10 protein-coding genes are annotated in these 13241 nt (G+C 67.9%); 2 read left to right on the top strand and 8 right to left on the bottom strand.

Going from position 1 to position 13241, the window contains the following annotated elements:
• Positions 1-17 precede the first annotated feature (17 nt).
• The 8 genes from DIE23_RS27655 to DIE23_RS27690 all read right to left on the bottom strand — a co-directional run bounded on the left by DIE23_RS27655 (position 18) and on the right by DIE23_RS27690 (position 9023).
• Positions 18-902: a MurR/RpiR family transcriptional regulator gene (locus DIE23_RS27655; RefSeq protein WP_124615017.1), complete on the bottom strand. Its 885-nt coding sequence runs from the start codon at positions 900-902 to the stop codon at positions 18-20.
• Between the two features lie 271 nt (positions 903-1173).
• Complete coding sequence (locus tag DIE23_RS27660; RefSeq protein WP_124615018.1) at positions 1174-2346, bottom strand: Gfo/Idh/MocA family protein; 1173 nt, start codon at positions 2344-2346, stop codon at positions 1174-1176.
• A gap of 66 nt (positions 2347-2412) precedes the next feature.
• Positions 2413-3339, bottom strand: a complete 927-nt coding sequence (locus tag DIE23_RS27665; RefSeq protein WP_124615019.1) for a TIM barrel protein — start codon at positions 3337-3339, stop codon at positions 2413-2415.
• Between the two features lie 32 nt (positions 3340-3371).
• Entirely contained in the window at positions 3372-4385 is a 1014-nt protein-coding gene (locus DIE23_RS27670) for a Gfo/Idh/MocA family protein (RefSeq protein WP_124615020.1), read from the bottom strand.
• Positions 4386-4448: 63 nt separating this feature from the next.
• On the bottom strand, positions 4449-5363 hold the full coding sequence (locus DIE23_RS27675) for a sugar phosphate isomerase/epimerase family protein (RefSeq protein WP_124615021.1): 915 nt from the start codon (positions 5361-5363) through the stop codon (positions 4449-4451).
• Between the two features lie 37 nt (positions 5364-5400).
• A complete protein-coding gene (locus tag DIE23_RS27680) occupies positions 5401-6426 on the bottom strand; it encodes an ABC transporter permease (protein WP_124615052.1) in 1026 nt (341 codons plus the stop codon).
• A 27-nt stretch (positions 6427-6453) separates the two neighbouring features.
• Complete coding sequence (locus DIE23_RS27685; protein WP_124615022.1) at positions 6454-8028, bottom strand: sugar ABC transporter ATP-binding protein; 1575 nt, start codon at positions 8026-8028, stop codon at positions 6454-6456.
• Positions 8029-8096: 68 nt separating this feature from the next.
• Positions 8097-9023, bottom strand: coding sequence for a sugar ABC transporter substrate-binding protein (locus tag DIE23_RS27690; protein WP_124615023.1), 927 nt, complete (start codon positions 9021-9023; stop codon positions 8097-8099).
• A 307-nt stretch (positions 9024-9330) separates the two neighbouring features.
• Between DIE23_RS27690 and iolC the strand changes: the two genes are divergently transcribed.
• Both iolC and iolD read left to right on the top strand, forming a co-directional pair.
• A complete protein-coding gene (iolC, locus tag DIE23_RS27695; protein ID WP_124615024.1) occupies positions 9331-11289 on the top strand; it encodes a bifunctional 5-dehydro-2-deoxygluconokinase/5-dehydro-2-deoxyphosphogluconate aldolase in 1959 nt (652 codons plus the stop codon).
• A 46-nt stretch (positions 11290-11335) separates the two neighbouring features.
• Entirely contained in the window at positions 11336-13219 is a 1884-nt protein-coding gene (gene iolD / locus DIE23_RS27700) for a 3D-(3,5/4)-trihydroxycyclohexane-1,2-dione acylhydrolase (decyclizing) (protein ID WP_124615025.1), read from the top strand.
• Positions 13220-13241 lie beyond the last annotated feature (22 nt).

Genomic DNA, 13241 nt, shown 5'->3' on the forward strand with positions numbered 1-13241 from the left:
CAAACGGAAGGCCGGCGTCAGCCGGCCTTCGTGTCGTGGGCGCCGTCGGTGGTCGGCAGATACGACAGCTCGAGCCGGTAGGCGAGCGCCACGAACAGGCTCTGCGCGAGGCCCATCGTCGCGGTCAGTGCGCGGAACCCGAACGTCGCGCTGTCCTGCACCATCAGCGTCACCTCGGCCTCCCGCGCGAGCGGGCTCATCCGGCTGTCGGTGATCGCGATCAGACGCGCACCGCGCTGCACGGCCTGCTGCGCGACCTGCACGGTTTCTTCCGCATACGGCATGAACGAGATCACGATCATCACGTCGCCCTCGCGCACCGACCGGATCTGCCCGAGATGCATGCTGCCGAGCGCGCTGAACAGGCCGATGCGCTTGTCGGTGTGCTGCAGCGCATAGTCGAGATACACGGCGATCGGAAACGCGCGGCGCGAGCCGGCGATCCAGATCGCCTGCGTGTCGGCGAGCAGGTCGACGGCCTGCGCGAGCGCCTGCGGATCGAGCGTCTGCCGCAGCTGCTGCATCCCGGCGATGCTGCCCTTGATGAATTCGTCGGCGATCTGCTCGGGCTGCAGACTCGACGAGCCCGCCTCGATCACGTCGCGCAATCGCAGGTTGTACGCGCGGCCCGGCGCGATCTGCTGGGCCAGGCCCTCGCGGAACAAGCGCTGCATCTCGGAGAAGCCGGAAAAGCCGAAATGCTTCGCGAACCGCACGACGGCCGACGGTTGGACCCCGCACGCCTCCGCGAGCGACTGGATGCCTTCCAGGCCAAGCTGGTCCCGATGCGTTTCCACGTGACGCGCAATCACCTTCAGGCGATTGCTGAGGCCGTCGTACTCCTGCGTCAGATGCTGCAGGAACTGCTCGACGGTGGCAGGAGGTTTCTCGGATGAGCTCATCGGATAGCGCGAAGTTGACGGCCCCGATGCGCGCGATTACTGACGGACGCGGCCCGGGACTCACCTGTATACATGCATGAAGGGCGAATTTAATCACGTTTGCGGCACGACCCATGCCGCACGCTCGCTCCCACGCGCTCGATCATCACCTGCACACGCTCCACGGCTGTACTGGAAACGATTTTCCAACGCCCTTGTCGCGCCGTAAAGATTAGGGCGTCTACCGAGGCTCGACGCCGCAGGCCGATGCCGCGCATCGGCCCTCCATGGCTCAACGATAGTCGACCCACACGCCGCCCGCATCGGCGGACCGCACGCAGTTCTCGACCCAACGGACGCCTTCGACGCCCGCGTGGACGTCCGGAAAGCGGATTTGCTTCAACGCCTGCACGTCGCCGCGGTCGGCCGCATCCATCGCGAACGCGAAGCGCGCGTACAGGTTCGACCACGCTTCGAACAGCCCTTCCGGATGCCCGGCGCCGATGCGATCCTCGCGCAACGCGTGCGGATGCAGATAGCCCATTCCGCGATCGAGCACCTGCGCGGGCTGCCCCTGGATTTCGTAGCGCAGCTGGTTCGGATGCTCGTCCCACCATTCGACGCTCGCCTTCGAGCCGATCACGCGCACCTTCTGCCCGTGCATCGAGCCCGCGTTCACCGCGCTCGACCACACGTAGCCGATCGCGCCCGTGTCGTATTCCATGATCGTGAACGCGTTGTCCTCGAGCGGCGCGCGGCTCTTCACGAAGCTCTGCCGCGAGCACATCAGCCGGCGGATCTTCAGCTCGGGCGCCATCACTTCCGAGATGTACAGCGGGTGCGTGCCGATGTCGCCGAGCACGTAGCTCGGGCCCGCGAACTTCGGGTCGACGCGCCAGCGCGCGGCCGCGCTCGCGGCCTCGACGCCCTCGCTGTGGAAACCGTGCGCGAACTGCATCTGCACGATGCGGATCTCGCCGAGATCGCCGCGCGCGATCATCTCGCGCGCCTGCTCGATCATCTGGTGACCTGAATAGCCGTACGCGACGCCGACGATGCGATTCTTCTCGACCGACAGCCGCTGCAGCGTCTCGGCCTCCTCCGTCGTGAAGCACAGCGGCTTCTCGCAGACCACGTGCAGCCCCGCGTTCAGCGCCGCGCGGCAGATCTCGAAGTGCGTGTTGTTCGGCGTCGCGATCGACACCGCGCGGATGCCGTCGGCGCGCTTCGCCTCGGCCTCGAACATCGTCCGGTAGTCGGGATAGCAACGCTCGGCGTCGACGCCGAGCTTCACGCCGAACTGCCGGCCGCGCTCGGCGTCGATATCGAACGCGCCGGCGACCAGCCGGAAGCTGCCGTCGCGCAACGCGGCCGACCGGTGGCTGTAGCCGATCTGGCTGCCGAGCCCGCCGCCGACCATGCCCCAGGGAATCGAATGTCCAAGCAGAATCTGTCCGTCGATCATGATTGTCGTGTTCCTGTCCGTATTCAGGTGTTCATGGTGTGTTCAGGGGTGCAAACCGTCGGTCGTTCACGCGAATCCGGCCGATGCCAGAAACGCGCGGCTCGCCGCGACGTCGCGCAGGCTCGTGCCGGCGTTGCGCGGATCGCGCTCCTGTTCGATCGTGATGTACCCCGCATAGCCGATGTCGTCGAGCGCGCGGCGGATCGCGCGGTAGTCGAGCACGCCGTTGCCGATCGGGCACATCACGCCGCGCGCGCAAGCCGCGAAGAACGCGATGTGCTCGCCCATCACCGCGCCGTACACGGTCGCGTCGATATCCTTGAAATGCACGTAGTCGAGCCGCGCCGCATGCCGCCGCAGCCACGTTTCGGGATCCATCCCCGAGTAGTACAGGTGGCCGGTGTCGAGACAGAGGCCCGCCGTATCGGCCGCGATGTCGGCGACGATCCGGTCGATCTCGTCCGCGAACTCGATGTAGCCGCCCGCATGCGGATGAATCACCGCGCGCACGCCGAATTCGTCGCGCGCGATCTCCGCGATCTGGCGGATATGGTCGACCATGCGCGCCCAGCGTTCGTCGGACAGCCGCGGCGCGCGATCGGCGTGGCCGGCCGCGTAGTCGCGCTCCTCGTGTCCCCAGTCCATCACGACCAGGTACGGCGCCGCGTAGCGCTGGCCGTGCTGCGTCGGCAGCCTCGGCAACCGCGTGATCAGCATGCAGATCTCGCGCGTCTGGCGCAGCAGGTTCGGCAGGTTCTCCGGCGACACCAGGTCGTCGAAGATCGTGCCGGCGGTGATGCTCAGGCGCTGCCGGTCGAGCTCGGCGCTCACCACGTCGAGGTCGAGCTGGATATAGCCGTACGGCCCGAGCTCGATGCCCGAGTAGCCGGCCTGTGCGGCCTCGGCGAGCACGTGCCGCCACGGCGGCAGGTGCGGGTTGTTCACGTCGTCGACGCCCCAGCAGCAGGGCGCGCAGCCAATCTTCATCGTCATGTCGGTCAGTCCGGCAGGTAAGCGGTTGCGGCTCAGCCGCGATAGAACGCCGGGCGTTCGGCCATCGCGATCGGCTCGACCGCCCCGCTCTTTTGCGCGCGCACGCAGGCGTCGGCCGCCACCGCCGCCGCATAGCCGTCCCACGCGGACGGCCCGGTCAACGCGCCCTGCCGCACGCCGTCGATGAATGCCTGCAGCTCGACGTCGTACGACGCGATGAAGCGCTCCTTCCAGTCGGTCATGATCTCGACCGACTGCCGCGTCGCGTGCTTGAGCCCGACGGTCGGCGGATCGGGCAGCTTCGCGATGCCGTTCTCGCCGACCACCTCGCACTGGATGTCGTAGCCGTACTGGCAGTTGACGAAGATCTCGACGTCGATGCGCACGCCGCTCGCGGTTTCGAGCAGCACGATCTGCGGATCGGCGAGATGCGCGCTCGCGTGGCGCGTCTTCTTCGGATAGACGACCTGCGCGCTCGCATAGTCCTCGCCGAGCAGCCAGCGCAGCACGTCGAGCTCGTGGATCAGCGTGTCGGTGATCGCCATGTCGGTCGTGTAGCGTTCGCCGACCGACTGGTTGCGGTGCGCGCAGTGCAGCATCAGCGGCGCGCCGATCTCGCCGCTGTCGATCACGCGCTTGAGCGCACGATAGCCTTCGTCGTACGGCCGCATGAAGCCGACCTGCACGAGCCGGCGGCCGTGCGCGACCTCGGCCTCGACGATCCGCATGCAGCCTTCCGCCGTCACCGCGAGCGGCTTCTCGCAGAACACCGGCTTGCCGTGCGCGATCGCGTCGAGCACGAACGCTTCGTGGGTCGGCCCCCACGACGTGACGAGCACGGCCTGCACGTCGGCGGCCGCAACCACTTCGTGGCCGTCGCCGTAGATTTCCGCATCGAGCCCGTACTTCGTCACCGCATCGCGCGCCTGCTGCGGATCGATGTCGTTGACGGCCACCACGCGCGCGCCGGACAGCGTGCGCGTGAGCCTGCGGATATGGTCCTGGCCGATCGCGCCGCAGCCGATCACGCCGATTTGCAAGGTCATCCGGATATCTCCAGTCTGTCATTCAGCAACGGCGCGGCCCATGCCGCACCGGTCAGTCATGAGTCAGCGCGCCGCCGCACGCTCGAAATGGCGCTCGACATAGCGCTGGATCGTCTCGCGCATGTAGCGCGACGACGCTTCCGCGCGGTCCTCCCACGCGAACACGCACGACGACATCACGCCGTCGAAGCCGGCCTCGCCGAGCGCGCGGAAGAACATGTCCCAGTCGATCTCGCCCTGCCCGATGTCGAGATGCTGGTGCACGCGGATCTGGTTCGAGCCGGGCGGGTTCACGATGTAGCGCAGCTGGCTGCTCTTGCGGTGGTCGAAGGTGTCGGCCACGCGTACGTGCGCGAGGATCGGTGCGGCCTGCGCGATCATCGCGGCCATGTCGTCGCCGTAGTAGAACGTGTGCGGTGCGATGTACGACAGCTTCAGCGACGGCGAGCCGATGTTCGTGACGATGTCGATCGCCGGCTGCAGCTGCTCGACCCAGTCCTCCGGATGCGGTTCGACCGACAGCACGATGCGTTCGCGCTCGAGGATCGGCAGCAGCTCGTCCATCGAACGGAACCATGCGGCCTCGCACAGCTCCTTCGGGTTCGCACCCGGCCGCTCGCCGACCGAGCGCTCCGGCGACGCGCCGCGCCCGAACTCGGACACCATCAGCGGGCACGCCATCTCGAGCGCGACCTCGATCGCCTTCTTCCAGCAGCGCACCGCCCATTGCCGCTCGTCCTCGAACGGGCTGGCCCAGCGGTACATCGGCTGCAGCGACGCGAGGCCCACGCCGCTTGCGCGCAGCGCCTGCCGGAACGCGGCCATGCGCTCGCGCGTCGCGCGCGGCATCACCCACCAGTCGAGAAAGTCGCTGCGCGGCGACAGCTCGATCTGGTCGTAGCCGAGCTCGGCGACCGCGTGCGGCAGCCGGTCGAGCGGCAGGTGGCGAATCATGTAGGGATCCAGAGCGATCTTCATCTTCTTCCCGATCGGTTTCGTATTCGGTCGCGGCAGGTCAGCGGCGCGACTTCTTGTTGCGGTACTGGTCGGCGATCACGGCCGCGACGATGATCGCGCCCTTGACCATCTCCTGGTAGTACGCGTCGATCCGGATGAACGTGAAGCCCGACGTCATCACGCCGAGGATCAGCACGCCGATCACGGTGCCCGTCACGCGCCCGAGGCCGCCCGACAGCGACGTGCCGCCGATCACGACCGCCGCGATCGCGTCGAGCTCGTACATCACGCCCATGCCCGACTGGCCGGAGATCGCACGCGCGGCCGTCACGGTGCCGGCGATCCCGCTCAGGAGGCCCGCGATCGCATAGACGAACACCAGGTGGCGCGTCACGTTGATGCCCGACACGACGGCCGCGTGGCGGTTCGCGCCGATCGCGTACGTGTACTTGCCGAAGCGCGTGTAGCGCAGCACGACGTGGAAGATCGCGGCCACAACGAGGAAGATGATCACCGGGTTCGCCCCCGCGCCGATCGCCGCGAACGGGTCGGTCAGCATCGACACCGGCATCCCGTTGGTGAACCACTTCGCGAAGCCGCGCGCGGCGACCATCGTGCCGAGCGTCGCGATGAACGGCGGGATGCCCGTCAGCGCGATCAGCGAGCCGTTCAGGAGGCCCACCAGCAGCCCGACGCACACGCCGGCGAGCACCGGCCAGATGACCGGCAGGTCGGTCAGGTGCGGGAACACCGCGCGCGGAAAATCGGACACCTGCGCGAGGCTGGCCGACACGACGGCCGCCGCGGCGACGACCGACCCCGACGACAGGTCGATCCCGCTGGTGATGATCACGAGGTTCACGCCGACCGCGATGATGCCGATCACGGCCATCTGCAGCACGATGATCTCGAGCCGCTCCGCGTTGAACAGGAAGCTCTGGCCGACGACGAGCCAGCCGATCACCTCGAAGAACAGGCTGATGCCCACCAGCACCAGGAAGATGCTCAGCTCGGGCGGCCACTTCGCGTGCCGCGTCTTGATCGTCATGGACTGCGCGTCCGCGACCGGATTCAGGTTGCCCATTTCAGTTGTCTCCATGCTTGTTGCGGCTCAGCGCGAGGCCAGGTCCATGATGCGGACCTGGTCGGCATCCTTGCGTTCGACGATGCCGGTCATCCGGCCTTCGTGCATCACCATCACGCGATCGCTCATGCCGAGCACTTCCGGCATTTCCGACGAGATCATCAGTACCGCGACACCCTTGCCGGCGAGCGCGCTGACGAGCCGGTGAATCTCGGCCTTCGCCCCGACGTCGATCCCGCGCGTCGGCTCGTCGAGGATCAGGATGCGCGGCTGCGTCAGCAGCCAGCGGCCGATCAGCACCTTCTGCTGGTTGCCGCCCGACAGGTTCTGGATTTCCTCGTGCAGACCCGGCGTCTTCACGCGCAGCATCCGGCTCATTTCCTCGCAGTCGCGCTTCAGCTGCGCCTGCCGCACGAAATTGAACTTCACGTAACGGTTGCTGAGCACCGCCGCTTCCATGTTCGCGAGCAGGTCGAGATTCAGGAAGCAGCCGGTGTCCTTGCGGTCCTCGGTGAGGAATGCCATCCCGTGCTTCATCGCCTGCGCGGGCGTGGCGATGCGCACCGGCTTGCCGTCGATCAGGATCTCGCCCGAAGTGGCCGGCACGACGCCGAACAGCGCCTCCGCGACGTTCGAGCGCCCCGAGCCGACGAGGCCCGCGACGCCGAGGATCTCGCCCGCGCGCAGCTCGAAGCTGACGTCGCGGAACACGCCTTCGACGCCGAGGTTCTTCACGGCCAGCACGACGTCGCCGATCGGCACCTCCTCCTTCGGGAACATCTGCGTGATCTCGCGGCCGACCATCATCCGGATGATGTCGTCGCGCGTGACGTCGGTCGACGCGTGCGTGCCGATGTACTTGCCGTCGCGGAACACCGAGAACTCGTCGGCGATCTCGAACAGCTCGTTCATCTTGTGCGTGATGTAGACGATGCCCTTGCCCTGCTCGCGCAGCTGGCGAATGATCCGGAACAGGTGCGTGACCTCCTTGTCGGTCAGCGCGGAAGTCGGCTCGTCCATGATCAGCACGTCCGAGTCGAACGACACGGCTTTCGCGATCTCGACCATCTGGCGGCTCGCGACCGTCAGCGTGCGCACGTCGGCTTCCGGATCGATGTCGATCGACAGGCGCTCGAACAGCGCGGCGGTGCGGCGGCGCAGCTCGGCGTGATCGATCAGGCCGAAGCGGTTCTTCGGTTCGCGGCGGATCCAGATGTTCTCCGCGACCGTCATGTACGGCATCAGGTTGAGTTCCTGGTGGATCATCGCGATCCCGCGATCGAGCGCGTCGAGCGGGCCGTTCAGCACGACGGGCTCGCCGTTGATCAGGATCTCGCCCTGGTCGGGCGTGTAGACGCCGGCGATGATCTTCATCAGCGTCGACTTGCCGGCGCCGTTCTCGCCCATCAGCGCATGCACGGTGCCGCGGCGCACGCGGAACTGCACGCCGTCGAGCGCGACGACGCCGGGAAACGACTTGCCGACGCCGCGCACCTCGAGCACGCAATCGGCAACGGGCGCACCGGACGAACCCGGTGCGGCGAACGAGGCGGCCGGCGCGCTTTCGCTGGCCATCGAGCGCGCCATCCTGGCTGTAAACATGGACGTTCCTCGAAAGTCACACGCGAACCCGGACGCGCCGGGCCCGCGCAGTTCAGCGGAAAAACCGGTCAGTGCTTCGCGTACTGGTTCATGTTCTCAGGCGTGACGAGTTCGAACGGCACGTTCACGAAACGGTCGACGGGCTGCTTCTTCGCCAGCTTGAGCGCGGCCGCGACGGCCTGCGCGCCCTGCCCGGCCGCGTTCTGGTACACCGACACCTTCAGGTCGCCGCTCTTCATCGCCGCGAGCCCGTCCGGCGTCGCGTCGATGCCGGCGACGACCGTCTTCGGCGTCAGCTTGCGCGCGGCCTTCAGCGCGTTGATCGCGCCGATCGCCATTTCGTCGTTGTTCGACACGATCGCGTCGAACTTCGTCCCGGAGCTCAGCCAGTTCATCGTGATGTCCTGGCCCTGCGTGCGGCTCCACTTGCCTTCGCGCTTGTCGACGATCTTCATGCCGGAACAGTCCTTGGTCGCGATCACGTCCTCGATGTCCTTGGTGCGCGCGCGCGCCGACTCGTTGGACAGCTCGCCCATCAGCACGAGGATGTCGCCCTTGCCGCCGAGCAGCTTGCACACCTGGCGCGCCTGCAGCGTGCCGGACTGTTTCTCGTCGGACGCGACCACCGCGACGCCTGTCGGCAGCTTGTCGAAATCGACCGGCTTGCGGTTCACGTAGACGAGCGGGATCTTCGCGGCGGTCACCATCTTCGTGATCTTCGGCGTTGCGTCGGTATCGACCGCATTCACGATGATCGCGTCGACCTTCTGCGCGATCATGTTCTGGACCTGGCTCAACTGCTTGCCGACGTCGTTGCCGCCGTCCTCGATCTGCACGGTCGCGCCGTCCTTCTTCGCCGCATCGCTGATGCTGTTGCGCAGGATCGTCAGGAACGTGTCGTCGAACGATGCCATCGTCACACCGATCTTCTCGGCATGCGCGAGCGGCATGGCCAGGATTGCGGCGGCCGCGGCGGCCATCAGCTTGGTCTTCATGATCACTCTGTCTCCTCATCTCCGGGGGGCGGAAAACGGCGCGTTGCGCGCCGCCGGGCCGAGTCCGATATGGACTGAAGCATCCGGATGAAACTGTAGATCACTTCCTCGACAATTTGGAAATTTATTTCTACGTGATTTCACCTAGGGAACTGGATTTCCAAAAAGTCTAGACTCCGTTCCGTAGCCCGATTCCTTGCGGCAGGCGCTCTCGTGTCGCGCCGCGCACGTGACGGACCACCGTCGCGGGATCGGTCCCCCAATCTGCCGGCAGGGTCGAACGCCGGCCGCGAGCGTGATACGTGATATGAGCCCGTTGAACTTTCCGACTGACCGCCCCATCGATCTCGCCTGCCTCGGCCGCGTCGCCGTGGACCTTTATGCGCAACAGTACGGCAGCCGCCTGGAAGACGCGCGCAGCTTCCAGATGTATCTCGGCGGCTCGTCCGGCAATGTCGCGTTCGGCGTCGCCCGGCTCGGGCTGAAGACCGCGATGATCTCGCGTGTCGGCGACGAGCAGATGGGGCGCTTCGTGCGCGAGACGCTCGAGCGCGAAGGCTGCGACACGAGCCAGCTGCAGACCGATCCGGAACGGCTCACCGCGCTGGTGCTGCTCGGATTGAAGGACCGCGACACGTTTCCACTGCTGTTCGTGCGCGAGAACTGTGCGGACATGGCCGTGCGCGCCGACGAGATCCACGAGGACTTCATCGCCGGCTGCCGCGCGCTCGCGATCACCGGTACCCATCTTTCGACGCCGGGCACCCGCGAGGCGTCGCTGACCGCGCTCGGCTACGCGCGCCGCCACGGTGTCGTGCGCATCCTCGACATCGACTACCGGCCGGTGCTGTGGGGGCTGACCGCGCGCGGCGCGGGTGAGAACCGCTACGTGCCGGACGCGCAGGTCACGCGGCAGCTGCAGCAGGTGCTCGGCGAGTTCGACCTGCTGGTCGGCACCGAGGAGGAATTCCTGATCGCGGGCGGCGTGCCGCACGACCTGATCGCGTCGCTTCAGGCCGTGCGCCGCGCGAGCAGCGCGGCGCTGGTGGTCAAGCGCGGCGCGCTCGGCTGCTGCGTGATCGAGGGCGACATCCCGGCACGCATCGAAGATGCGCCGACCTTCCACGGCGAACGCGTCGACGTGCTGAACGTGCTCGGTGCGGGCGACGCGTTCCTGTCGGGCCTGCTGTCCGGGCTGCTGCGCGGGCGCGACTGGGCTGAGTCGACGCGCATCGCGAATGCGTGCGGCGCGATCGTCGTGTCGCGCCACGCGTGTTCGGCCGCGATGCCGACGCCGGACGAACTCGCGCACTGGTTCGGCGGCAGCCGCAATCCGCGGGTGGACGCCGATCGCACGCTCGCGCACCTGCATCGCGTGACGGTGCCGCGCCGCGAATGGGACGACCTGTGCGTGATGGCGTTCGACCATCGCAGCCAGTTCTACGAACTCGCGGTGCAGGCCGGCGCGGACGAAGCGAAGATCAAGACGCTGAAGCGCCTGCTCGTGCGCGCGGCCGAACAGGTCGAGCGCGATCGCCGGATCGAAGGCCACGTCGGCGTACTGATCGACGGCGGCGCATACGGCAGCGACGCGCTCGCGTCGGCCACCGGCCGCGGCTGGTGGGTCGGCCGCCCGGTCGAACTGCCCGGCTCGCGGCCGCTATGCTTCGACGACACGCGCTCGGTCGGCTCATCGCTCACGCACTGGCCGACCGAACAGGTCGTGAAGTGCCTCGTCCACTACCACCCGGACGACGACGTCGACCTGCGCGTGGCGCAGGAGCAGCGCGTGCTGGAGCTGTGGGAAGCCACGCGCGAGAGCGGCAACGAGCTGCTGCTGGAAATCATTCCGCCGCGCGCGGTCACGCCGGCCGGCACCGAGGACGACGCGGTGCTACGCACGGTCGCGCGCTTCTACAACCTCGGCGTGATGCCCGAGTGGTGGAAGCTCGCGCCGATGAGCGCCGATGGCTGGGCGCGGCTCGAGACGCTGGTGGCCGAGCGCGACCCGCACTGCCGCGGCGCGGTGATCCTCGGACTGAACCAGCCGTTGCAATATCTCGTCGACAGCTTCCGCTCGGCGACCAACCCGATCGTCAAGGGCTTCATGGTCGGGCGCACGCTGTGGGCCGACGCGTCGCTGCACTGGCTCGCCGGCCGGATCGACGACCAGGCGCTGATCGACGAAGTGGCCGGCAATTTTGCGCAGCTGGTCGACGCGTGGCTCGGCCGCCGTGCCGCCGCGCGCGCCGCCGCCGCGGCCTGATGCAGATGCCCGTGATGACCACCCGACTCTTCTTGATCGACAGACGATGACCACCACCGTGAGACTGACCGTCAGCCAGGCGCTCGTGCGCTACCTGGCCGCCCTGCGCGCCGAAGTCGTCCAGCCGGACGGCCGCACCGAGATCCTGCCGTACTGCGGCGGCGTGTTCGCGATCTTCGGGCACGGCAACGTGGCCGGGCTCGGCGAGGCGCTGCACGCCGAGAAGGACCGGCTGCCGACGTTCCGCGCGCACAACGAGCAAGGGATGGCGAATGCGGCGGTCGCGTTCGCGAAAGCGAATTTCCGCCAGCGGATGATGGCCGCGACGTCGAGCATCGGCCCCGGCGCGACCAACATGCTGACCTCCGCCGCGCTCGCGCACGTCGGCCGGCTGCCGCTGTTGCTGCTGCCCGGCGACGTGTTCGTGTCGCGGCTGCCCGACCCGGTGCTGCAGCAGGTCGAGGACTTCGAACAGGGCGACGTCAGCGCGAACGACTGCTTCCGGCCGGTGACGCGCTACTTCGACCGGATCACGTCGCCGGAGCAACTGCTCGTCGCGCTGCCGCGCGCGATCCAGGTGATGACCGACCCCGCGCAGTGCGGCCCCGTGTGTCTCGCGCTACCGCAGGACGTGCAGACCTTCGCGTACGACTGGCCGGAGGATTTCTTCGCGCCGCCGGTGATCCGGATGCGCCGGCCGCCGGCCGACGCGCTCGAGCTCGCGGATGCGCTGGACGTGTTGAAAGCAGCGAAGAAGCCGCTGATCGTCGCCGGCGGCGGCGTGCTGTACAGCCAGGCATGGGACGCGCTGCGCACATTCGCCGACACGCACGGCGTGCCGGTCGCCGAATCGCAGGCCGGCAAGGGCAGCCTCGCGTGGGACCACCCGCTGAACCTCGGATCGATCGGCGTCACGGGCTCGCCCGCCGCGAACCGCGCGGCCGCGCAGGCCGACGTGGTGTTCGCGGTCGGCACGCGGCTGCAGGACTTCACGACCGGCTCGCATGCGCTGTTCGGCAATGCCACGCTGCTGAGCCTGAACGTGCAGCCGTTCGACGCGGGCAAGAAGCGCGGCCGTCAATTGATCGCCGATGCGCGCACGGGCCTCGGCCAGCTGTCGGCCGCACTCGCGGGCTGGCGCGCGGATGCGGCGTGGACCGCCGCGAACCGCGACCAGGCCGCCGCGTGGAACGCGCGCGTGACCGAGCTGACCACGCGCGTGCCGAAGGACACGCTGCCGTACGACGCGGAAGTGATCGGCGCGGTGCGCGACTCCGCGGCCGACGCCGGGCGCGACAGCGCGCGCGACGATCTCGTCGTGTGCGCGGCCGGCACGCTGCCGGCCGAGCTGCACAAGCTGTGGCGCAGCGGCGTGCCGGGCAACTATCACATGGACTACGCGTACTCGTGCATGGGCTACGAGGTCGCCGGCGGCCTCGGCGCGAAGCTCGCGCGGCCCGAGCGCGAAGTGATCGTGATCGTCGGCGACGGCTCGTACATGATGCTCAACGCGGAACTCGCGACGTCCGTGATGCTCGGCCGCAAGATCATCGTCGTGATCCTCGACAACCGCGGCTACGGCTGCATCGAGCGGCTGCAACTGAATTGCGGCGGCGCGAGCTTCAACAACATGCTCGACGACTGCGTACCGGAAGGCGGCGAACCCTCGACGATCGACTTCGCGATGCATGCGCGCGCGATGGGCGCCGAAGCCGTGCACGTGCGCGACATCGGTGAGCTGCGCAGCGAGATGAAGCGTGCGCGCGCGGCGAAGACGAGCCAGGTGCTCGTGATCGACACGACGCACGAGCGCACGACCGCGGACGGCGGCGCATGGTGGGAAGTCGCGGTGCCGCAGGTGTCCGCGCGCGCCAGCGTCGAACGCGCGCACCAGACGTATCTCGACGAGAAAACCCGGCAGCGGCGCTGATTCGTTTCCCTGCCCCGCCCCG

This window comes from Burkholderia sp. Bp9143 (assembly GCF_003853645.1).
In the GTDB taxonomy this organism is placed as follows: domain Bacteria; phylum Pseudomonadota; class Gammaproteobacteria; order Burkholderiales; family Burkholderiaceae; genus Burkholderia.

What these genes read in the sequence shown, in the direction of transcription:
- iolD (WP_124615025.1), top strand. Translation starts at nt 11,336, where the DNA reads ATGACCACCACCGTGAGACTGACCGTCAGCCAGGCGCTCGTGCGCTAC.
- DIE23_RS27665 (WP_124615019.1), bottom strand. Translation starts at nt 3,339, where the DNA reads ATGACGATGAAGATTGGCTGCGCGCCCTGCTGCTGGGGCGTCGACGAC.
- DIE23_RS27655 (WP_124615017.1), bottom strand. Translation starts at nt 902, where the DNA reads ATGAGCTCATCCGAGAAACCTCCTGCCACCGTCGAGCAGTTCCTGCAG.
- DIE23_RS27690 (WP_124615023.1), bottom strand. Translation starts at nt 9,023, where the DNA reads ATGAAGACCAAGCTGATGGCCGCCGCGGCCGCCGCAATCCTGGCCATG.
- DIE23_RS27675 (WP_124615021.1), bottom strand. Translation starts at nt 5,363, where the DNA reads ATGAAGATCGCTCTGGATCCCTACATGATTCGCCACCTGCCGCTCGAC.
- DIE23_RS27685 (WP_124615022.1), bottom strand. Translation starts at nt 8,028, where the DNA reads ATGTTTACAGCCAGGATGGCGCGCTCGATGGCCAGCGAAAGCGCGCCG.
- DIE23_RS27660 (WP_124615018.1), bottom strand. Translation starts at nt 2,346, where the DNA reads ATGATCGACGGACAGATTCTGCTTGGACATTCGATTCCCTGGGGCATG.
- DIE23_RS27680 (WP_124615052.1), bottom strand. Translation starts at nt 6,426, where the DNA reads ATGGGCAACCTGAATCCGGTCGCGGACGCGCAGTCCATGACGATCAAG.
- DIE23_RS27670 (WP_124615020.1), bottom strand. Translation starts at nt 4,385, where the DNA reads ATGACCTTGCAAATCGGCGTGATCGGCTGCGGCGCGATCGGCCAGGAC.
- iolC (WP_124615024.1), top strand. Translation starts at nt 9,331, where the DNA reads ATGAGCCCGTTGAACTTTCCGACTGACCGCCCCATCGATCTCGCCTGC.